Below are 23190 nucleotides of genomic sequence, written 5' to 3'. Positions count from 1 at the left end.
ATTATATGAACCTTAAATATACTACTCTTTACTTTTCTATTGCCCTTATGCTATGCCTGGCAACCAGTGCACAGGCGCAGCTGCGCAAAGCAGACAGACTGTACCATGACTACCAGTTTGCCCTGGCGCTGGAACAGTATGAGCAGGCTGTTGCCAAGCGTACCCCTGATCTGCAAACGGCTCAGCGCATAGCCGATGCCTACCGCCTGACGCGCCGCAGCCAGGAGGCAGAAACCTGGTACGCCAAAGTAGTGGGCATGGAAGGGCGGCACCCCCTGAACCTGTATTATTATGCCGAAGCGCTCCGCAGCAACGGCAAGTGCGAAGAAGCCAAGAAACAATACATGGCCTTAGGCGAAGAGATGCCTGAATTTGCTGCCCGGGCCCAGGAACTGATACTGGCCTGTGATAAGGCGGCAGAACTCATGAGCCGGCTTCCGGTGGCAGAGGTTAAGGCCGTGCCACAACTTAATGCAGCCGGATATGCCGACTTCAGTCCGTTAGCTTTTGAGCAGGGAATTATTTTTAGCTCTGACCGGGGTGCCGGTGCCCAGGCCGCGACATTTGGCTGGACCGGCAGGCCATATTTAAAGCTTTTTAAGGCAGAAAAAGATGCAGCCGGCACCTATAGTGCGCCTGCCCCACTGGCTGCCGAAGTAAATGCGCCCTACCACAATGCCACGGCCACAGCGGCCGAAGCCGGACAGGAGATCTACTTTACCAGAACGCAGCTCGTTAAAAACCAGGCTTACCGAAACCCTGACCCTACCAGTTGGGTAAAGCAGGACAAGCAGGAGCAGGAGTATGTGAGCCGCCTCGAGATTTTCAGTGCCCGGAAACAGGGAGATGCCTGGACCAACGTGGAACCTTTCGTTCATAATAAAGTAGCGGAGTATTCGGTAGGGCATCCGGCTTTGTCGCCAGATGGAAACATCCTGTACTTTGTGTCTGATATGCCTGGTGGAGAAGGAGCAACCGATATTTACTACTCCATTCGCCAGCAGGACGGCAGCTGGAGCGAACCCGCTAATGCCGGAAGCCTTATAAACACCGCAGGCAGCGAAAGCTTCCCGTACGTAGACCAGAACGGCAAGCTGTATTTTGCCTCCGATGGCCACATGGGGCTGGGCGGCCTAGATATTTTTGTGGCAGACGGGCAGCACGATGCCTGGACCGGCATCAAAAACCTTGGCTACCCTATAAACTCTCCCAAAAACGACTACGGCATTATGTTCGACAGTGTGAACGTAAGTGGCCTGTTGTCGTCTAACCGCGATGCCGCCAACGGAACTGACGATATCTACCAGTTCAGGATGCTGCAGGAGCCGGTGGTACTTGCCATCAGAACACTCGAGCGGAAGCAGAACGAGCAGAAACGGACCGTAGAAGCGCCGCTGCCGCAGGCAAGGGTAGTGGCTACGCAACAGCAGCAATCCGACTCTACAGTGTTTGTAACAGATGTAAACGGGAAATACTTCCTCGATAGCCGCAAAGGAAACACTTACACCTTTCAGGGCACAAAAGAAGGTTTCCTGAACCAGGCAGTAGATCTGGAAGTGCCGGAAACAGCACACGATACCGTAGAGGTAACGCTCCTCTTCGATAAGAGCACCGCAGGCATAGCCATTGTGCTGGAGAAAATTTACTACGACCTCGACAAATGGGATATCCGTCCGGATGCTGCCCGGGAACTCGACAAGCTGGTAAAAGTACTGAAAGCCAACCCGAGCATCAGGATTGAGATGAGCTCCCACACCGACAGCCGCGAGGGATTTGAGTATAACCAACGGCTTTCTGAAAGGCGGGCACATGCAGCGGTAGATTACCTGGTCTCTAAAGGCATTAACAGAAACCGCCTGACCGCCAAGGGATATGGTAAAACCAGGCTGGTGAACCATTGCATCGATGGGATTCCCTGCTCTGAGCAGGAGCATCAGCTGAACAGAAGAACCGAATTCAAAATCAGGTAAGCCTCACCAAAGATCATTGTTTTTTAAATTTCATAGCTTGGAAAGGCTCTGCAGTTTCTGCAGAGCTTTTTCCTTTTACATGGTTACAGCATCGCGAAGCAGCACGAGTGTAAGAGCAGTAGCAGCAGAGCCTCCGGAGGTGCTTTTTCATTAGAATAATTTAGCTTAATGTGCTGATGGTTTAATGTGCTGATGTGTTAATTGTTCAATTTGGAAATTTGAAGATGAGAAGATTTGCAAATAAATGACCTGAGCAGGCTATTTAAAAAATCCCGGTCTCTGGCTTGAGGCGCAGGGGGTAGGGGCTCTCTATTTGAGAGGTCCGGTGCCACGTTAGTGGCAGCCTGAGCGAGAGCGAGCCTAAAAGGGGGCCCCTTCCCCAGCCGTGAGCGCTAAGACTTCCACCATACAACAAGATAGTAAGAGGGCAACGGAAAGAGCATCAGCTAAAAATGGTGGAACCAAGATGTATCAGAATATAATTGCCTCAAAATATGGTATACACTCAAATAATTTGCTCCTCGTTTAAAAGCAACATAGTTTAAGCGCTGTATTTTGCCTTCGCCTGAATAATGATCAACCCTTAGGCGGGCCTGCACGTTGTTGTTAAAATTATGCTCCATTTCATGAAACATCACCTACAAGCAATATTCGTTTTATTTTTCTTGCTGATAACGATCTTTCCCAAACCCGTACAGGCTCAATCAGTACTTAACGGGCAGGTGATGGATGCTCGAACCCGGCAGCCGCTCGATGGGGTAACCATTACGGCTGGTGCTACCGGCCAGCAAATAATCAGCGATGCGAACGGCCATTTCAGTTTGCCTGCCGAAGGAGCCGCTGCCACACTCAATTTCCAGCTGATCGGGTACACAACCAGGTCGGTTTCTGTTCGTTTGCCTTACTCCGAAACGTTACTGGTGTCGTTGCAGCCCAGCGCCACCAACTTGTCAGAAGTAGTGGTGACGGGTTATGAAGCAAACCGGCCACTGCTCGAAACGGCGGGAGCCATAAGCATAGTAGACAGCGAGGTAATGCAGCGGTTCGACGAGAGCTCGCTGGTGCGGGCCGTGAACACCGTGCCGGGAGTACGGATGGAGGAGAGAGCCCCCGCCAGTTACCGCATCTCTATACGGGGCAGCAGTCTTCGGTCTCCGTACGGCGTGCGTAACGTAAAAATGTATCTGGATGATGTGCCGCTTACCGAGGCCAGTGGCGTGACCATGCTCAACATGCTCGATGCCGGCAACATCGACCGGATGGAGATTTTGAAAGGCCCGGTAGGCAGTATGTATGGGGCAGGCACAGGCGGGGCCATTTTGCTGGAGCCTAAACGTGCCGCGCCTGGTGAGCACCGGCTGGAGGTAGGTGCGACCACCGGCTCTTACGGGTTCAGGCGCTATGCCGTAACTGCCGCTACAGGAGGCGAGAAAGCCAATGCGCTCGTGCAGTACACCCGGCAGCAATACGATGGCTACCGCGAGCATACGGCCATGAACCGCGACGTTTTTCTCCTTTCTACGCAGTTTCACCCTACCGAAAAGCAAACCATATCGGCCTTCCTGATATACTCGGACCTGTTTTACCAGTTGCCGGGAGCCTTAACCCAGGAGCAGTACAACGAAAATCCACGGCAGGCACGTGGCGGCATGTTCGGAAGTGTAGCACAGAATGCCACCATGAACATGGATGGGGTGAATGTAGGGCTGTCGCATGAGTATAAACTGAGCAGCAAGTGGCGCAATATCACCTCGGTTTACGGGCTGATTCGTGCCCAGGACCATCCCTTCAACACTGACTACGAGCGCAATGCCAACCAGGAATACGGTGCCAGATCACGGCTTGCCTACACCACCAGGTTAGGAGCAGCAGAGGCAATTTTTACGGTAGGCGGAGAGTATCAGCGAGGATTTCAGGTGGCCCGCACCTACGATAACAACGGCGGTGCGGTGGGTGCCATGCGGTCTGACGACGAACTGATTTCTGAAACAGGACTGCTGTTTGCACAGGCCGAGTTTAAGCTGCCCGGCAACTGGCTCGCCACGGCAGCCCTCAGCTACAACGACACCCGCTACGACATAACGAGGCTGCAACAAGCTGCCGCTGGCACCGATTTCCAGTTTGTCCGGGATTTTAACGCGGTGCTATCGCCGAGAGTGGCCTTGCTCAAACGGCTTACCAATACTATTTCGGCGCATGCCAGTGTGAGTGCCGGCTACTCCCCCCCAACCGAAGAAGAAATTCTGACCTCCGATGGCGTACTGAACCAGGAGCTGGAGGCGGAGAAAGGGCTGAACTATGAGGCCGGCGTTCGGGGATTGCTGCTGGGTGGCCGCCTGAGTTTCGATGTGGTGGGCTTTTCTTTCCGGTTGAACGAGACCATTGTGAGCCGCCAGGAGGTGTCGAGCATTGCCGTGTTTCGGAACGTGGGTTCTACCAGGCAGAATGGGGTAGAAACAGCGCTGGCCTTTACGGTGGTGGAAGAACCAGCGGCTGCTCTGAGCTTATTGAAGATTTGGGGAAGTTACACCTACAACCATTTCAGGTTTAAAGAATATCAGCAGGGGGAAACGGTTTTATCTGGCAACAGACTCACGGGAGTGGCTCCGCACATGGCTACTACTGGCCTCGACCTGGCCACCAGCCCCGGGTTTTACCTGAACCTGACGGCAAATTATGTGGCTGATATTCCGCTTAACGATGAAAACACCGTTTTTTCAGACTCCTTCCTGATTCTGGGCGCGCGCACCGGCTTTAGAAAGCCTTTGGGCAAAAACCTTACACTAGATGCCTTTGCAGGTACCGAGAACCTGACCAACCAAAAGTACAGCCTTGGCAATGACCTCAACGCCTTCGGTGGCCGTTTCTTCCAACCCGCTGCCGATAGAAATTATTATGGTGGCCTTTCGCTCAGATACACACTTTGAATGGTGAATTTTGAATGAGTGGGTTAGTGAATGACTGAATGTTTTTTATGGAATGGTGTCGTATTTAAGGGTGAGTTTAGAAGAGGAATTCCTATAAATGGGTTTGGATTCCAGTTATTTCAAATAGAGAGCAACTGCAGCGCAGATCTCACCTCCGGAAGGGCATTTTGATTAGAATAATTTGAGTGCCTAACACATAATTGGAGTATTAGTATAGCCATTAATAGTGCTCCTCCAATAATCGCATTGGAGGAGCACTACCTCCATTCAGCTAATAATTCCTTCATGCCAAACGGGAAATAGGCTCGTGACTTGCCAGACAGGGGCGGCCTGCCTTACCAAAAGGGCTGGCAGCTGCTATTTTTGCTTTTTGTCAGTGTCCTTCACAGAATCTTCCAGCTCACTTTTGATTTCCTGTGTGGCGTCCTTGAACTCACGGATACCACGGCCAAGCCCTCGGGCTAGCTCAGGAATGCGTTTGGCTCCAAAGAACAACAGGATAGCAAAAAGAATTACCATCATTTCTGTTCCTCCGATACCACCAATAAAGGCGAAGATTATTAAAGTAGTCATGTTCGTTTTTGTTTAATCAGTTAATAAATGTTTATGCGCATTATTTTGTTCCCTGGCAGCTCCGGGCCGGCGGTCTTATTTATGGCGGTCTACCCAACGAAAGTAAAATACAAGCAGGGTCAGCAGGAAAAGAAAGATAAAAAGATAGATCAGACGCATGCTAATAGCTTTTTAAAATAGTTTGCCTGTAAAGCGGGGAGTATGGTGCCTAATGCCATACACAAACAAGCTGCTGTTGCCCTATGCCTGTCGGTATAGCTGGAAGCACCTCCGGAGGGACATTTTCATTAGAATAATTGCCTGCCGGCTCCCTTTTTCGCCTGGTTGGTGCTGTCTCATCTGTGCAGCTTCGATGTAAATGGCAATGTTATAGTTGTTTTTCGGTTACCACTGGTGCCTGCTCCGCCATCTCAGACTTGCTGCTGAACACGCGGGCGGCCCACCTGGGGAACACGATCGCTCCCAGCAGCAGGTAAAGGTAGTAAGTAAGCAGCCGGTACAGCAGCACGATAACGGTGGTAAAGCTCCCCAGGAACATGCCGAAGAAAGCGGGAAAGGCAATCTCCGCCACCCCGGCCGCACCTGGCGTTACCGACATCATCAGCACGATTTTATAAATCAGGTTCCGCGCAAAGATCAGCAGGTGCTCATGGGCCTCCAGGTGGGTAAAGGCCGCTATCAGGCAGCCAATAATGGCGTACCGGGCTGTCCAGACAAAGATGGTGGAAATACTGGCGCGCCACCAATAGGCCGGCTCCTTCCGGCGCAGGTGCTGCGACGAGATCAGCAACTCGTTGGCATGGTTGTAGATGCCAAGGCGCCACCTTCGTAGCCAGCGCAGCCTGCTGATCCTGACCAGCAGCCGCTTCACTGACTTCGGGTTCAAAAAAAGCGCGTAACACATCAGGAAGGCATACAGGGTAACGAGCAGGTAACTAACGGCAAAAGCGGTGCCCAGGCCGTACCTCACGGTATCGCCCAAAGACTCCAGGGCCGGTAAGGTCTCGCTGCCAGCCAACAGAAGCACCAGGGGCATGGCCAGCACAAAGTACATGTTGTCGAGCATGGCGGTAACCATCACCTGCGCAACAGACCTGCCGAGCGGAATCTTCTCCTTCAGCAGCAGGTACGCCGCCACCGTAGACCCGCCTACCACCGAGGGCAAGGCACAGGAGGCAAACTCCCACAGCATGATAACGCTGAAGCTCTGCCGCCACGAAAGCGCTTTGTCTGTTACATACCGGATGCGGTACATATAACCAAAGTCCCTGATGAGCAGCACCAGAAACGTAACAAAGAGCCACAGCAAGCTGGCTTGTTTTAATGTCTGAAGCTGGCCGGGTTCATAAGTCTGGTAAAACATGTAGCCCACCACGCCAAGCCCCAGCAGCATGGGCAGCAGCACCTTGCGGAGCGAGAACTGCCGCTGTAATTTTTGATCGTCTAACGCCATGTTTAGGTAAAATTTTGCCGCACCGTTTCTGTCAGGTCCACCCTTAGGGTATGGGCAGCAAACACGCAGCCATAGTCTTTCCCTTTCATAACCCGCAGGTTTAGTCGCTGTCCGCTTTTACGGCCGCCCGTCTGGAGGCGAACCAGCGCTTCAGGATACCTATGATGGGCGGAAGAATTGAAAGCACAATAATGCCCAGGATCAGCAGCGAGAAGTTGCTCTTTACAGCAGGAATATTGCCGAATATGTAGCCGGACAGAGTAAAAAACAGCACCCAGACCACAGCGCCCACAATGTTGAAGTACAGAAAACGGCGGTAATCCATTTGGCCTATTCCCGCCACAAAAGGGGCAAACGTACGGATGATGGGCACAAACCGGGCATAGATGATCGTCCTTCCGCCATAGCGCTCATAGAAACGCTGGGTCTGGTCGATATAGCGCCTGCGCAGAAACCAGAAATCGCGGAGATAGACCCTTTCCCCGATCTTGCTGCCCACAAAGTAGTTAAAGGAATCTCCCAGAATGGCGGCCACAATCAGCAGTACCAGCAAGATAGACAAATGCAGCCCGGACGACGGGTTAGCAGCCAGAGCCCCGATGGCAAAAAGAAGCGAATCGCCGGGCAAAAAAGGAGTAACGACCAACCCTGTCTCACAAAAAACGATGATGAACAGGATCAGGTAGATCCATCCCTGATAGGTGCTGACCAGTTCCACCAGGTGCTGATCTATGTGCAGGATAAAAGAAATAAGGTGTTCTATGAATTCCATACATAACAAAGATGAGGAGGCCTCAGGATGAAGGCCAGAAAATGATGCGGCACGCTTTAGGGAGGACCTTTGCAGCCAAACAACTAAGCCTATAAGGTAAGGCTACGCGACAAAAGTGGTTCTGGAAGAGATTAAGGGCCTTTGGATTGAATGGGGCTGGATGGCGAGACCCGTTTAAAAACCGGCACCGCAGGCAGGGGGGTAATGTGGCTGTAATAAGGCAGGGAGCCAATACAAAGCTTAAAAGAAGTTAAACGGGCCAGCAGCAGCCTGTCGTTCTGGGCCACATGGCGGGCACTTTTCTTGCCTGATTCCTGCAGGGCTATGGTGATGGGGGCCTGCTCCTTTTGTCGCAACTCCAGCAAATCCTTTTCAGGAAGGCTGCTGGCCTGTGTCTGCGGGGGCAGCGCAATACAGATAACCAGGCACAATAGCATCGTCAGCACCATGGTGCCGACACTGTTTATCTGTGTCCTGTGTATACCCATGCTACAAATAAAACTGGTAGTTTGCTCGAAAACAAATAGGAGCCGGCTTTAATTTATACTTGAAAGCCGACGTGGTGGTGGCGAAGGACTAGCAGTTTCCGCTTTCCCCGACGTGAAATCGAACCGAACATGCCGGCCACCTGCTCCACCTTTACTAAAGGAGTGAAGCTGGTCTGCCATTTCGGCCCCCTGAGTTCAGGAAGTTAAAGCCCCTGTGCGCACGGCTTCATTTATAAAGCCGACGCATTCTTATGTCTAAACCGCCTGTTGCGCTTAAGCAGCCAGGTTTTGATCGGAGCAGAAGAGCCTCCGGAGGGCCCTTTTCATTAGAATAATTTGACTTTGCCCTGGCCAACCGCACCACACACGGTGGTGCCCCGGCATACTCTATTCGTTGGAGACCAGCATAAACAAATACCCGGCATACACCGCCAGCAGCACTACGCCCTCCCAACGAACTATCTGCCTTCCTTTGCCTGTAAAAACAAAGATGAACAGCAGCAGGCCAGCCGCTATGTTTACGGCGATATCGGTGAAGGCCGCCTGTTGTACCTGGAGCGGCCTGGTAACAGAGGAAATGCCCAGGATAAGAAATATGTTGAAAATATTGGACCCCACCACATTGCCGATCGCGATGTCTACGTTCCGCTTCCGGACAGCCGCAAGGGAGGTGGCCAGTTCCGGTAGCGAGGTGCCAACCGACACGATCGTGAGCCCGATGATGCGTTCCGACATACCTAGCGTCTGCGCAATGCTCACTGCACTTGTTACGATAAGCCTGCCTCCCAGCACAAGCCCTACCAGTCCCACCAAAATAAAAAGCGCCGATTTAAGGTAGCTGTAGCCCTTCGTCTCTATTACCTCTTCTCCTGCGCCTCTCCTTGCCACCATCAGGTTATACACCAGAAAAATAAAGAAGAATAAAAGCAGAATAAGCCCTTCGACTCTGCTCACGGAATTAACGGTGGCGCCATCCAGGAGCACGTCGCTGGAAATTGTCAGTACGGCAACGGCAGCCAGCAGGCTAAGCGGGATCTCAAGCCAGGTAGTATTTGACTTTACCGTTAAAGGGTAGATTAAGGAGCAAACACCCAGAATGCCCAGCACATTAAAAATGTTGCTGCCCAGCACATTGCCCAGCACTAGTTCTGTCTTGTTCTCCAACGAGGCAAAAACATTCACGACCAGTTCCGGAGCAGAAGTGCCGAAAGCTACAATGGTAAGGCCAATAACGATAGACGGGACACCCAGGCGGGCGGCCAGGCTGGAGGCAGCCTCTACAAGTTTGTCTGCTCCATAAATGAGCACTACAAAGCCTACCAGTAAGAGGAATATGTTCAGTATCATGATAAAAGGGTTATAAACAGCTACTTAATTTTCCCGGGATCGCATTTGTACGGCCATTTGCTACAGGACACAAGATGCAGGACATAAGACGCAGGATTTTTAATAATCAATACAAATAAAATGTTGAGTTCCGATACGTTTTGTCACTGCCTATATATACTGGGCAGACAAACCGGTATAACCAGGGAAACGCTATTGTGGACTCTCCATGTTCTGGGGCTCAGGTTTGTGCGACAGCAGAATCTTGTCAACCCGCACGCCATCCATATCCAGAATCTCCAGGTCAAAATCCTTGTAGCGGAACGTCTCCCCCACCTTGGGGAATCTGTCCAGGTGATAGATGATAAAGCCGGCCAGGGTGGAGAAGGCCTCCGACTCTTCCGGAATCAGTTCCTGCTCCAGCCACCTGTTCAGGTCCCGGGCCAAAATAGAGCCGCTCACCAGCAGAGAGCCATCATCCCGCCGCACAATGGCGGGCTCGTCCTGCTCATCCACATCGGGCAGGTCCCCCACAATCGATTCCAGAATATCGTGCAAGGTAATAATTCCTTCAATGGCCCCAAACTCATCGATCACGATGCCCAGGTACTGCTTTTGTCTTTTAAACAGATTCAGGACCGAGTTTGCCAGCATAGACTCCGAAATATAGAGTGGTTTCTGGAGGATGCTGCTCAGCGGCTCCTGCTGATCTGAGAGCAGATACTCATAAAAATCCTTGGACTGAAGCACGCCCACCAGGTTATCCAGACTGCCATCGCAAACCGGGAACTTGGAGTGGGCACTAGACTTAATGCCCTCCTTTATGCCTTCTACTGTAGTATTGATGTCAATCCACTCTACCTCCATGCGGTGGGTGCGCAGGTTCTTGGCCCGCTGATCGGAATAGACAAATATATTCTGGTGGAGTTCGAGCTCCTCTTTGGCCAGGATGCCCTGCCGGCCCGCCGTTTTAATAATCTGCCTGATCTCTTCTTCCGACATTTTTTCTTCGGCAGGCTCCTTTATTCCGAAAAGTTTGATGGCCAGGTTTGTAGAGCCGGAAAGAAGCTTTACCAAAGGCATAGTGAGGGAGGTGAACACCTTAATGACGGGGGCTACGGCCAGGGCAATGCTGTCGGAGTTGCCGAGGGCGATGGTCTTGGGAATAAGCTCCCCGATGACGATGGAAAAATACGTGATCCCACCGATTACGACAACCAGCGAAAGCGTGCTGGCATAAGGAGCCAGAACAGGTATGGTAAGCAGCCAGGCCTGTACATCGCCAGACAGGGCGGCGCCACCATAAGCGCCCGAAACAATACCGATCAGCGTAATACCGACCTGCACCGCCGAAAGAAAGTCTTCCGGGTTCTGTAGTAGCCGCAGCACGGTTTGTGCCCGCTTGCTGCCTTCCTGTGCCTGGTGTTCGATCCTGTTCCTGTTCACCGAGATAATGGATATCTCTGAAAGGGCGAAAAACCCGTTGAGCAGTGTCAGTACCAGCAAAACGATTATTTCCATAGCATGAGCAGAGCTTCTATATACCGCGGTTCAAAGATGAGGAATTTTCAAATGTCTCGTACGCAGAAAGATAATGGATGCTTGTGATTTGGTGAAATAAGTTTGGGCGACGAAAACAAAAAAGGCAATGGGCTTTCCGACCATCCGGACACAAAGATGCTGCCTTGGTTTCTGCTCCCCGCTCCCCGCAACCGCATTCCGGTGCAGCGAAAATGGAAAACACACCGGAGGAACCCGCCAGGCAAAGTGATCAAAAAAACCTCCGGAGGGCCGTTCCCATTTAAATAATTTGCTGGTTGCTTTTTGTTGATTTGAGGGTTTTGAAATTTAAAGATGAATGGCGCGTGCAGACATTAAAAAACGCCGGGCGTAGTCGGAAACTGCGCCCGGCGAGGAAGAAAAAATCCTGTGTCTTGCGTCCTGTGTCTTAAAAAAAACCTCCGGAGGGGCATTTTTATTCAAATAATTGTGGCAGAACCTGAAAACAACCGCTCAGGCAGCAGGAATGTCTCAGTCTTAACAAGGCTTTTTAAAGGGCCTCCTTTCTCATCCTCCAAAGCTCTTTTAAAGGAGGCTGCATGCATGCCTTGCCGGATCAGCAGGTAAGGAGGTTCTTAGCCAAAGTAGATTATCTTTATTTGACTACCTGGCAGAGCGGCCAGTAGGATCAACTATGGCAGCCATCTGTCGTACAACCAGATACTTGCTCTGATTTTCTGCGGTTATACCATTTTTCGCCCTGCGCAGCCTTTCGGTACTTCGCCTGCTTTAATGGCGGGAGGTGCTGTTCTTTACCCGCCCGCCTGGCAAATGATTGGCCTGCCGCTTATATGGGCCACATAAGTACGTAAACAGTAAACTCAAGGCGTACTAAGAGGCTGGAGCCTGGCATTTAAAATAAAAAGGAGCATGAAAAGATTTCCGCCGTTTATACTTGCCGTATTACTAAGTGGCGTACTGTGTGCCCAAACCAAAAAAAAGCACTAAAATGGAAAGCACGAAACCGGCCGCTGCCTGGACGAAGAACATTCCGGCAGACGATGTGATCACCTGGCGGCGGCATATCCACCAAAACCCGGAACTGTCTTTTGAGGAGGAGAAAACCAGCCAGTATGTGGAAGAGGTGCTGAAGTCGTTCCCCAACATCGAGATCATAAAACCTGCCAAAACAAGCGTTATCGGCGTACTCAAAGGCTCCAGGCCGGGCAGGACAGTGGCTTTTCGGGCCGATATGGATGCCCTGCCCATGCAGGAAGAAACCGGTTTGCCGTTCAGCTCAAAAGTGAAGAATGTGATGCATTCCTGTGGCCATGATGCCCATACGGCCATGCTGCTGGGAACTGCCGCCACCCTCTCCAAAATGCAGAACCAGCTAAAGGGAACGGTCTACTTTATTTTTCAGCACGCAGAAGAACAGCCACCCGGTGGGGCGCTGGATATTGTAAACTCAGGAGCTCTGAAGGACGTGGATGCCTTTTTCGGGATGCATGTGCTGCCCGATTTCCCTGCCGGCCACGTGGGTATATTGCCTCATGGAGCTGCCTCTACCGCGCAGGACGGATTCCGTCTGACCATTATCGGCAAAGGATCGCATGGCTCCATGCCGCATTTAGGCATAGACCCCATTGTGGTAGGCTCTGCCATTGTCAGTGCTTTGCAATCTATCGTATCCCGAAATGTGGAGCCGGGCGAGATGACAGTGGTCACCATCGGTAAGTTTCAGTCGGGCAATGCCTTCAACGTGATTGCAGACAGGGCGGAGCTGGGTGCCAGCATCCGCACCACTTCAGATGAAACCAGGAAAATGGTGGAAATCAGGATAAAAGAAATCATCGACAACATCACCAAAGCCTACGGGGCTACCTACAAACTGGATTACACCCCGAGCTACCCGGCCATACAAAACGATGCCGCCCTCAATGTCCATGCCAGGAACAGTGCGGTTGCCATATTAGGAAAGGATCAGGTCTTCGACGGTCCCATGATGACGGCCAGTGAAGATTTTTCCTACTACCGAAAAATAGCTCCCGTCAGTTTTATGACACTTGGCATCGGGAAAGGGGCAGCAAACCACAACCCCAAATTCATGGTGGATGAAAGCGCCCTGCAGAGCGGGGTAAAAGCCCAGGTACAAATAATCCTCGATTACCTGAACAAGTAGCAAGCATCTCTGTTCTTCGCCGGCAACATGTTTAATCAAATATGAAAACTATCCATACCCTCCTCTCTATGACCATCCTGTTTGCCATGCTCAATGCCTGCGGCCGGTCCAATACCGAAACCGAAACCAGAGCAGGAAAGGCCACCCAGCCTGACCTGGGTTACCGCTCCGCTCAAATTTTGGAGACTGACGGTTTACAGTTTAAAGACCTCAACCGCAATGGCCGGTTAGACAAATACGAAGACTGGCGGTTATCGCCGGAGGAAAGAAGCCAGGACCTGCTACGCAACATGACGCTGGAGGAGAAGGCAGGGATGCTGCTGATAGCAGACATGCGCATGCACAACGAAGCGTTTATGCTCGAGGCCTCCGGGCAGACAGAGCCTATCACCAGCACGTTTAATGAGCAGGATATAGTCATCGACAAAAACCAGTTTACCGGCGAGCCGCTCCCATTTCCGGTAATGAACACGGTAGGCACTACTAAAGGAATACTGCAGCATAAGATGCGCCGTTTTATCTGGAGAACAACCACGGCTCCGGCTGATACCATGGCGCGCTGGGCCAACAAGGTGCAGGCATTGGCTGAAAGCGATAGCCTGGGCATACCGGTGCTGTTCGCTTCCAATCCTCGCAACCATATCAGCACCGGGTCGTTGGGTGCCACCGGCTCCACTACCATCGGCTTTTCCAGGTGGCCCTCCGAGATCGGGCTGGGAGCCATGGCTGATTCAGCCATGATTCACCGGTTCGGCGATATGGCACGGCAGGAATGGCTGGCAGTAGGCATACGCAAAGGGTATATGTACATGGCCGACCTGGCCACCGAGCCCCGCTGGCAGCGCATTGAAGGCACTTTCGGGGAAGACCCTGCCCTGGCCGCACAATCCATCGGGGCCATCACCTTAGGTTTTCAGGGGCCCAGGCTCAATCATCAGTCGGTGGCCATGACCACCAAGCACTTTCCGGGAGGAGGGTCAGCGTACAAAGGGTTTGATCCGCACTACGACTATGGCCGCTTTGCCGTGTTTCCGGGAGGCCAGCTACAAGAAAACATGCTTCCCTTTAAGGCTGCCATCGCAGCCGGCACATCCTCCATCATGCCATATTACTCGCTGCCCAAAGACACTAAGTACGAAGAAGTAGCCTATGCCTATAACCGGGGCATGCTGCGCGACGTGCTGCGCGGCCAGTTGGGCTTTAAAGGAATCATCAACTCCGACACCGGGCCTATCGAATCCATGCCGTGGGGGGTGGAGAAGCTCACGATTGAACAGCGCTATGTAAAAGCGCTGGAGGCAGGAACCAACCTGTTTGCCGGCAATGCCGATCCTACCCAGCTCCTGAAAACCCTGAAAGCGCACCCGGAGGTGATGCAGTATGTAGACGAATCGGTTACGCTGCTGCTCGTGGAGCTGTTTCAGCTCGGCCTTTTCGAAAACCCGTATGTAGATGAGAATAAGGCTGGGGAGGTAGTGGGCAAGCCGGAGTTTGTAGAGGCCGGGAAAGAAGCCCAGCGCAAGTCCATCGTGCTGCTGCGCAACAATAAAAATGCTCTCCCGCTGGCAAAGGGCACAAAAGTTTACTTCGAGGATTACGGTAAACTCTACAACAAGATGTCACCGGGCCCGGGCAAGGTCTATTCAGAAGTCTACGAAGGGCTTACCTTTGTCGCCACTCCCGAAGAAGCAGATGTGATCCTGCTCTGGCTGAAGCCTTCCATCCGCCCGCTCTTTCCCTCAAACAACTCGCCCCTGCAGGTGAATCTTTCGGCCTGCGCGGTAGATGTGAACTATGTAAATAAGCTTACTGCCAGGAAGCCGACTATTCTGGCTATCAACTTTGCCAATCCTTTTGTAATTGATGAGGTGTATAACCAGCAGACGACTAACCGTTTTCCTGGTATACTGGCAACCTTTGGAGTAGAGCCCACCGCACTGCTGGATGTGGTGTCCGGGAAATTTAACCCTACCGGCAAAATGCCCTTTACCACGCCCGTAAGCCAGCAGGCTGTAGAAAATAACAAGGAAGATCTGCCCGGGTACAAGGAAGGCGATGGCTATGCTTTATTCCGGTTTGGGGAAGGGCTGGGGTACGGCTCCAATAAATAGCCTCAGGAAAAGTGCTTTGTACACCTGCACCCGGCGTGTGCAGGGCCTGATGATTCAAAGCACCCCGCCACGCCTGCTTCAGCTTCTCTCTGAAAGCAGCAGGAAAAGAACCAGGATGTGCCAACCCTTCTGCCTTTCAAATCAGGAATGGAGCGCAAGGACCAAGGCCGCAGTGGCAGGCAAGGCGCCTGTTCCGCAAATTATTCCAATGATTTTGCCCCTCCGGAGGTTTTTTTAAGACACAGGACTTTTTTTGATAGTCAAGAGTTGTGGGTTGATCATTCTTAAAGGTTGCCTGAAATTCATCTCCAAATCTCCAAATCCTCAGATTAAAAATCAACCATGAACAATCACCAACCAACAATCGACAAATAAAAAATCAGCGTTGGATGTCTCCGGGAGGGTACTGGGCTAAAATACTGGATACAGCCCTGTTTAGTCGGCCTTGGTTCGATTCATTTACCGTGATGCCCCCATCTGCCCATCCTCGCCAGACCAGGGCATTGAGACCAGTGTTAATGAAGTCGATAACGAGGGTGCCCACCTGGTAATCGTGTATGCTGCGGTACGTCGGAACTCCGGCAAAATCGTAGTTGAAGCGGTAGCCATACCAGTACCCGTAACCATACCCGTAGCCGGGCACAACGGTGCTGCTTTCAGTTTCGGGGCCTGTTTCGATGGCGATATCATAGGCAATCAGCAGATCGGGGGTGGTATCGGTGGCAGGGGTCAGGCCTTTAATAACCAGTTCGCTGGCAATGGCTGCTTTTAGCTGCTCGTCTATAGAGGTATTGTACTGAGGAGTTTCGCCATTGAGCTGCATAGAGACCTCAGGCTCGTAAAAGGCGAACGTGCGGTAGGGCTGAAAGCTCACCGTCCGGTCGTAGTCGCTTTGCACATTGAGCCTGACGTAGCCACATCCTGCCAGCAGGGCAAGTGCCCAGACAGAAGCAAGAACCAGCCTGCGATAAAGAGAAATGGGGTTGGCGCGCATATGTTTGTGAAGATAGTTTTAGCGATTTGTTCACAAACTATACGGAAGAGGTGCCACAACTGACTAAACTGCGATAAACTAAGTATACTCTGAACTTACCTTCCCGGAATCATACCTGGCATCACCTTGAGAAAAACGACACTCGTATCACGACATTTTATTATTTGTATAAAAGTTGAAACAAATGCCGATCAGTTGAATTGCTGACCATAAGCGGACATACTTTTCAGCTCAAAAAATTCAATGTACTGTAAAACGCTAGTCACTCACTCATTCAGCCTTTAAAAGGATCGCTACAGCGGAGGCTGCGCTTTACGGCGCTTTGGCCGTTTGTAGGAATCAATAACAGCCTGCTTATTCTCTACCCATATGCTCAGCTCTTCAGACATGGTTTTTGTTGCCGCGGCTGCTTTAGCGTCAGGTTCTGTTTCTGGCGTTCCGGGTGTTTCTGCCATATGATAGACCAGGGCCTGTTGCTGAGCATCTAAGGCAGCTGGATATACATATTTGCTATCGGTGGCACCTGCTGCCGACATTTGAGCAGATGAGGAAGCTGCTGTCAGGCTGAAGCCTGCAAGGCAAGTAACAAATAGGAGCACTTTCATGTTAGCAAATTTTACCGCACAATTTCTACTTAGTAAGATAAGTGCGGGCCAGGACAGAATTATTTACGACGATAACCACCTCCTTAATGCCAGCCTCTCTGTTAGCTGGTAGCACTTAACGCCCGATACCTGATGGTCTGTCAGGCACCGGGGCAATTATTTAAATCAAAATGCCCCTCCAGAGGTATTTTCTGCTGCTGCTAAAGGCCAGGCATAAGTGTTGTGGCTGATCCTAATACGTTTGTAAGATCACACAGCTCTGTTATAGGTTTGCTTTCAGGAATGGGAGTAGTGGCTCGGGCCAGGATGAGGTTTTAATTGCCCGGCCTGGTATGCCTAAGCAAAACAATTTAAGTACCACTAATTTTAGGAAGCAGGCTCCAGGATCGTTGTAAGGCATGTCTGGCACAGTCAGCCAACGCTACATACCCCTGTAATTGGACAATAGGTGTTACAACCAGCACCTTAAATTGTACACTTTCTGGAATAATAATATATATGGCGAAGTAAATATATTTTAGATTTTTTCCGTGACTATATTTCGACATGCACCTCTGAGTAATCGTTTTTCCCATTATGGGATTTTCGTTAGTCCAGACTCCCATTATAGGAAGGCTGTCTAAGCCATATTTTACCAATTCATATTAACTGCCTTCTATTGCCTCGGTACTTTCTTTCTGCCTTTCGCGACCACTGATGGATCTAGCTACCCAGATCTTTCCGAGCTGACAGAAAAATAAAAGTTATATGGAAGGGGGTTGAGGAGAATTGGTAGTAACTGGTGCACTAAAAAGCAAAAGAGGCTGCCCCAACCGGGCAGCCTCTTTTGTAAAAGTAAAAAATAAATGAAACCCGGACAGGGCAAAAGCTTACACAGCCGTCATTTCCTGTTGCTCTTCGTTATAGCTCTCTATCGGGGCGCAGGAGCAGACCAAGTTACGGTCGCCGTAAGCACTGTCGATGCGGCTAACGGTTGGCCAGAACTTGTAATGCCGTGCATGTTCGTAAGGGTATACCGCTTTCTCACGGCTGTACGGCCTGTCCCAGTTGTCAGCAAGCGCTACCTGTGCGGTGTGCGGCGCATTTTTCAGCACGTTGTTTTTCTGGTCGGCCTGGCCTTCCTCCACCGCACGAATTTCCTCCCTGATCAGGATCATGGCCTCGCAGAAGCGGTCTAACTCTTCCTGCGCCTCCGACTCCGTCGGCTCCACCATCAAAGTGCCCGCTACCGGAAACGAAACTGTTGGCGCATGGAAACCATAGTCCATCAGGCGTTTGGCGATGTCTTCTACCTCTATGCCAAATTTCTTAAAGCCACGGCAATCCAGAATCATTTCGTGAGCGCAACGGCCTTTGCTGCCCACATACAGCACCGGGTAGTGTTTCTCCAGGCGGGCTTTTATGTAGTTGGCATTCAGGATGGCGAATTTCGTGGCTTCTGCCAGACCCTCACCACCCATCATCGAGATGTAAGCATAGGAGATAGGCAGAATACTGGCAGAACCCCATGGGGCCGCCGATACCGCATTGATGGCCGTTTCCTCACCTATTTTAACAACCGCATGCCCGGGCAGGAAAGGAGCCAGGTCTTTTACCACACCGATAGGGCCCACACCAGGACCACCACCGCCGTGCGGAATGCAGAAGGTCTTGTGGAGGTTCAGGTGGCAAACATCGGCACCAATTGTGGCGGGTGAGGTCAGGCCTACCTGGGCATTCATGTTAGCACCATCCATATACACGCGGCCGCCGTTCTGGTGAATGGTCTCGCAGATCTCGATGATGCTCTCTTCGTACACCCCGTGGGTAGACGGGTACGTCACCATCAGGCACGAAAGGTTGTCTTTGTGCTGCTCCGCCTTTGCGTGCAGGTCGGCCACATCAATGTTGCCTTTCTCATCGCACTTCACTATGACCACTTTCATGCCGGCCATAACGGCAGAGGCCGGGTTGGTGCCATGTGCCGAAGAAGGGATAAGCGCAATGTTACGGTGATGGTCGCCACGCGACTCGTGGTAGGCGCGAATCACCATCAGACCGGCGAATTCGCCCTGCGCACCGGAGTTCGGCTGCAGCGACACGGCATCGAAACCGGTTATTTCGCAGAGCCAGCCTTCCAGGTTTTCAAAGATCTGCCTGTAGCCTTGCACCTGGTCAGCAGGGGCAAAAGGGTGCAGCTGCGCGATCTCCGGCCAGGTTATCGGAATCATTTCGGCCGTGGCGTTGAGTTTCATGGTGCAGGAGCCAAGCGGAATCATGCCATGTGCCAGCGAGAAGTCTTTGTTCTCCAGGTGCTTCATGTAGCGCAGGATCTCGCTTTCGGAGTGGTGCTTGTTAAAGACCTCCTGCTTTAAGTATTCGCTTTTCCGGATCAGGCTTTCGGGCCAGGTAATATCTGTCTCGCCCGGCAGCTCGTCTATTGTTAAAACCTCTGCCGGTTTGCCGGCCACTTTGGCAAACACGGCAAGAATGTCTTTCACATCCTGCAGGTCGGTGTTCTGGTTCAGAGAGATAGTAATATAGGTATTGTTGAAGTAGCGGAAGTTGATGCCTGCTGCCTCAGCCTCTTTGCGCACAGCTGCCTGCATGTCGGCACTCTCCACGGCTATTTTCAAGGTATCGAAATACTGCTTGTTCTGCTGCTCAAAGCCCAGGGTTTTGAGTCCGTTCTCCAGCTGCTGTGCCAGTGCATGCGTGTTCAGGCCGATGTACCGGAGGCGGCGCGGCCCGTGATAAACGACATACATGCCGGCAATAACGGCCAGCAGCACCTGCGCTGTGCAGATGTTGGAGGTTGCTTTCTCGCGGCGGATGTGCTGCTCCCGCGTCTGCAGCGCCATACGGTAGGCTTTGTTGCCCTGCGCATCTATGGAGGCACCTATAATACGGCCCGGAATTACGCGCTTAAAGGAATCTTTGGTAGCAAAGTAGCCGGCATGCGGGCCGCCATACCCCATCGGAACGCCAAAGCGTTGCGTTGTGCCTACTACCACATCGGCTCCCATCTCGCCCGGAGGAGTGAGCAGGGTAAGCGAAAGCAGGTCGGCAGCCACGGCCACCAATATTTCCTGTGCATGTGCAGCAGCTATAAAAGAAGCGTAATCAAACACCTCGCCATCTGCGGCCGGGTACTGTAGTATGGCTCCGAAATAGGCAGGATCTTCCAGGTTAACCTGGCGGTGATCGCCGATCTCCAGCTCAATGCCAAGCGGTGTGGCGCGCGAAACGAGCACATCAATAGTTTGTGGCAGGCAAAGCTCCGATACAAAAAAGCGGGTGGCGCTCTTGCGGGAACCTTTGCGCTGGGCAAAAAACATACCCATGGCCTCTGCGGCTGCCGTGCCCTCGTCGAGCAAGGAGGCATTGGCGATCTCCATGCCTGTCAGCTCCATCACCATGGTTTGGTAATTGATCAGCGCCTCCAGGCGCCCCTGCGCAATTTCTGCCTGGTACGGTGTGTAAGCGGTGTACCAGCCCGGGTTCTCCAGAATGTTGCGCATTATAACAGGCGGCATAATCGTGTCGTGGTATCCTAAGCCTATGTAGGACTTAAACACCTTATTCTGCCTGGCAATGGCGCCAAACTCTTTCAGGAAATCTTTTTCGGAAAGGCCTTTGGGCAGGTTCAGCGGCTTTTTCAGGCGAATAGCAGCCGGCACTGTCTCCTCTATCAGCTGATCCAGCGAAGTTACCCCGATCGTGTTAAGCATGTCCAGCATCTGCTCCTTATCCGGACCATTGTGGCGTTCTTTAAACACATCGGCAGGTTTAGTTTTGAATATCATGGGTACGAAATATAGATTGGGAATATAGCATTTATTAAAAGGCTTTACAGCTAAAATACTTTATTTATTGTTCACACAAAAGTAACAGGAATTGTGTATTGTACAGATGCGGCAAGGCTAAATAGTTCTGACTTTACGTATATGCTGCTGTTGGCCGCTATATGTTGTTAATCAAAAGGAAAGCTGTTGCGCTGAAGCCCGTTGCCGCATTCTTTCAACATCTGAAGCAGCATAAAAATTCAAGTTTGTTCGTTCATGCAGAAACTGAAAATCGGAATTATAGAGGAAGGCAAAACGCCTTTAGATAAACGGGTGCCGCTCACTCCCAAAAAATGCGTGGAGCTGATGGCCGCTTTCCCGGGTGCGCAGGTGGTGGTGCAGCCAAGCGCGAAGCGCTGCTTTTCCGACGCCGAGTACCGGGAGCTGGAGGTCCCGTTGCAGCAGGATCTGGAAGATTGCGACATCCTGATGGGAGTGAAGGAGGTGCCGGTGGAGCAGCTGATTCCGGGCAAAACCTATTTCTTCTTCTCCCATACTATTAAGAAGCAGCCACACAACGCCAAACTGCTCCGTGCCATCCTCCGGAAAAACATCACTTTAATTGATTATGAAACCTTAACGAATGCACAGGGGCAGCGGCTGGTGGCTTTCGGACGCTACGCCGGCATAGTAGGGGCTTACAATGGCATCCGCACCTACGGGATCAAATGGAAGCTCTTCGACCTGAAGCCCGCTTACCTGTGCCGCGAGATGGAAGATATGCAGGAAGAGTACTTCAAGGTAAAGCTGCCCCCGATAAAAATTGCGGTAACAGGCGGTGGCAGAGTAGCAGGAGGCGCCATGGAGGTGCTGGATAAAATGGGCATCAAAAAGGTGAGCGTTTTTGACTACCTCTATAAGCAGTTTTATGAGCCAGTATACGCCCAGCTCCACTCCGGCGACTACAACACAAGACCCGATGTGGAGGTGTGGGATTCGCCTGACTTTTACCAGCACCCGCAGCTGTACCAATCCACCTTCCGGAAGTTTACGCGCGTAACGGACCTGCTGCTGGCTTGCGCTTACTGGGACCCGCACGCGCCCCGGCTTTTTTCTGAGGAGGAAACCCGGCAACCTGACTTCAGGATAAACACCATCGCCGACATCACCTGCGATGTGAACGGCTCCATTCCCTGCACCAAGCGATCTGCTACCATAGATGCACCCGCCTACGATTATAATCCAGAGACGGGAGCCCTGGAGGCACCTTATACTAAGAGCACTAATATAACTGTGATGGCCGTAGACAATCTGCCCTGCGAGCTGCCACGCAACGCCTCCCGCAACTTTAGCCGTCAGTTACTCGATAGGGTGTTCCCGCACCTGTTCAACGGCGATAAAGATGGCGTACTAAAACGAGGTACCATAGCCACGGGTGGTTCGCTAACAGAGCGGTTCGCTTATCTGCAGGATTATGTGGATGCGGCAGGCTGATATATGGAATAGTGGGCGGGGCTATAATTAAATACTTGAACTTGGCTTGGCACCAATAATAAAACGCCTGCAGAGAAACTGCTGCTTTCTTGGGAGCAATACTTCAAAGCATTATGCTGAATTATTAGAATGAAAACATGCCTCCAGAGGTTCTGCTATAGCTGCTGCTCCTATCAGGAATATCCTTATCTAATCTGAAACCAAGGAAGTCATAACCCTCAGATTATTCTAGTCAAAAGTGCCCTCTACACGATAATACCTTACTGCTGCTGCACCTGCTGCGCCGTAGGATAAAATTTCTCAACGGCATGCATAGATAAATGAAGAGAAACCTTAAGAAAAAAAGCAGCTGTCCATGGAACAAACGGTCCTATGAAAGCTGTTAATTAACAGCCTAACAAGAGGAGGAGAAAATTAAAGCTGTTCCATTAAAAGGATAGGCAAGTAGAAAAATAATCTGGCTGTTTCTGAGGCGTTTGCGTAAATCTTCCGGTAAATGGGCGCCTGGTGCTTGGAAACCGGGGGATGTTTGCTACTTTTGCATCCCCATCCGGCAGGGACGGGGGAGCGGCCGGCAGGCTGCTAAGAGGTTGAAAAAAAAGTTTACCTGCTCCCTTGCGGGACCGGGAAAGGTTCTTACCTTTGCATCCCGTTCCAGGGAGGGCGGCTCGGATGGCCAGGCAGTGGCGCCGGGGAGGGAGAGAGAAAAGGAAGCTGAAAAAAATATTTTCGCTTTTGTTTTGCACCTTCGAAAAAAGTTTCTTACCTTTGCACCCGCTTCCAGAGGGAAGCTGTTCATGAGGGCATCGTAACAGGGGCCGCAGGAGAAGGAAAGAGTGAAAGAGGGAAGGGAAAAAAGAAAAAAAAATTTCCCTGAATCGCTTGCAGAGAAAGAAAAGCTTCTTACCTTTGCATCCCCTTCCAGAGCGGACGGTTCGAAGGAGGAAAGAGAGTAGCGTTAGAGTAAATATTAAGAGTACAAGGCGCTGAGGCGCAGCCGCTGAAGAGCGGCGCAAGAGGAGGAAAGATGT

General features: G+C 51.5%; 14 protein-coding genes. 5 read left to right on the top strand and 9 right to left on the bottom strand.

The annotated features are described in order from the left end of the window. The first annotated feature begins 5 nt into the window (after positions 1-5). A complete protein-coding gene (locus tag FJM74_RS08340; RefSeq protein ID WP_187262142.1) occupies positions 6-1970 on the top strand; it encodes an OmpA family protein in 1965 nt (654 codons plus the stop codon). 725 nt (positions 1971-2695) lie between these two features. Further along, positions 2696-4897: a TonB-dependent receptor gene (locus tag FJM74_RS08335; protein ID WP_241739006.1), complete on the top strand. Its 2202-nt coding sequence runs from the start codon at positions 2696-2698 to the stop codon at positions 4895-4897. A 357-nt stretch (positions 4898-5254) separates the two neighbouring features. On the opposite strand, the gene FJM74_RS08330 is transcribed toward FJM74_RS08335, so the two are convergent. The 6 genes from FJM74_RS08330 to FJM74_RS08305 form a co-directional block, all read right to left on the bottom strand. Then, positions 5255-5470 (bottom strand): Sec-independent protein translocase subunit TatA/TatB, encoded by a 216-nt coding sequence (locus FJM74_RS08330; protein ID WP_187262140.1) that lies wholly within the window; start codon positions 5468-5470, stop codon positions 5255-5257. 367 nt (positions 5471-5837) lie between these two features. Then, positions 5838-6923: a lysylphosphatidylglycerol synthase transmembrane domain-containing protein gene (locus FJM74_RS08325; protein WP_187262139.1), complete on the bottom strand. Its 1086-nt coding sequence runs from the start codon at positions 6921-6923 to the stop codon at positions 5838-5840. Positions 6924-7023: 100 nt separating this feature from the next. Continuing rightward, positions 7024-7695 carry a DedA family protein gene (locus tag FJM74_RS08320; protein ID WP_187262138.1) on the bottom strand — a complete coding sequence of 224 codons (672 nt, stop codon included), beginning with the start codon at positions 7693-7695 and terminating at the stop codon, positions 7024-7026. A 131-nt stretch (positions 7696-7826) separates the two neighbouring features. Continuing rightward, positions 7827-8183 carry a hypothetical protein gene (locus tag FJM74_RS08315; protein ID WP_187262137.1) on the bottom strand — a complete coding sequence of 119 codons (357 nt, stop codon included), beginning with the start codon at positions 8181-8183 and terminating at the stop codon, positions 7827-7829. Positions 8184-8570: 387 nt separating this feature from the next. Next, positions 8571-9530 carry a calcium/sodium antiporter gene (locus FJM74_RS08310; protein ID WP_187262136.1) on the bottom strand — a complete coding sequence of 320 codons (960 nt, stop codon included), beginning with the start codon at positions 9528-9530 and terminating at the stop codon, positions 8571-8573. Between the two features lie 192 nt (positions 9531-9722). Further along, positions 9723-11030 (bottom strand): hemolysin family protein, encoded by a 1308-nt coding sequence (locus tag FJM74_RS08305; protein WP_187262135.1) that lies wholly within the window; start codon positions 11028-11030, stop codon positions 9723-9725. Positions 11031-12018: 988 nt separating this feature from the next. On the opposite strand from FJM74_RS08305, the gene FJM74_RS08300 reads away from it, so the two are divergent. Then, on the top strand, positions 12019-13191 hold the full coding sequence (locus FJM74_RS08300; RefSeq protein ID WP_187262134.1) for a M20 metallopeptidase family protein: 1173 nt from the start codon (positions 12019-12021) through the stop codon (positions 13189-13191). A gap of 41 nt (positions 13192-13232) precedes the next feature. After that, entirely contained in the window at positions 13233-15302 is a 2070-nt protein-coding gene (locus FJM74_RS08295; protein ID WP_187262133.1) for a glycoside hydrolase family 3 protein, read from the top strand. A 379-nt stretch (positions 15303-15681) separates the two neighbouring features. On the opposite strand, the gene FJM74_RS08290 is transcribed toward FJM74_RS08295, so the two are convergent. The 3 genes from FJM74_RS08290 to gcvP all read right to left on the bottom strand — a co-directional run bounded on the left by FJM74_RS08290 (position 15682) and on the right by gcvP (position 20686). Beyond that, the gene (locus tag FJM74_RS08290) at positions 15682-16296 is read right to left on the bottom strand and encodes a DUF4136 domain-containing protein (protein WP_187262132.1); all 615 of its coding nucleotides are present in this window, start codon (positions 16294-16296) and stop codon (positions 15682-15684) included. Between the two features lie 293 nt (positions 16297-16589). Beyond that, positions 16590-16901 (bottom strand): hypothetical protein, encoded by a 312-nt coding sequence (locus FJM74_RS08285; protein WP_187262131.1) that lies wholly within the window; start codon positions 16899-16901, stop codon positions 16590-16592. Between the two features lie 869 nt (positions 16902-17770). Beyond that, on the bottom strand, positions 17771-20686 hold the full coding sequence (gene gcvP, locus FJM74_RS08280) for an aminomethyl-transferring glycine dehydrogenase (protein WP_187262130.1): 2916 nt from the start codon (positions 20684-20686) through the stop codon (positions 17771-17773). Positions 20687-20941: 255 nt separating this feature from the next. Between gcvP and FJM74_RS08275 the strand changes: the two genes are divergently transcribed. Next, positions 20942-22159, top strand: coding sequence for an NAD(P)-dependent oxidoreductase (locus tag FJM74_RS08275; protein ID WP_187262129.1), 1218 nt, complete (start codon positions 20942-20944; stop codon positions 22157-22159). The last annotated feature ends 1031 nt before the right edge of the window (positions 22160-23190 follow it).

It is taken from the genome of Pontibacter beigongshangensis (assembly GCF_014332515.1).
GTDB lineage: Bacteria > Bacteroidota > Bacteroidia > Cytophagales > Hymenobacteraceae > Pontibacter > Pontibacter beigongshangensis.
Note: the sequence above shows the minus strand (reverse complement) of the source record. Positions and strands in the feature narration are given on the sequence as shown.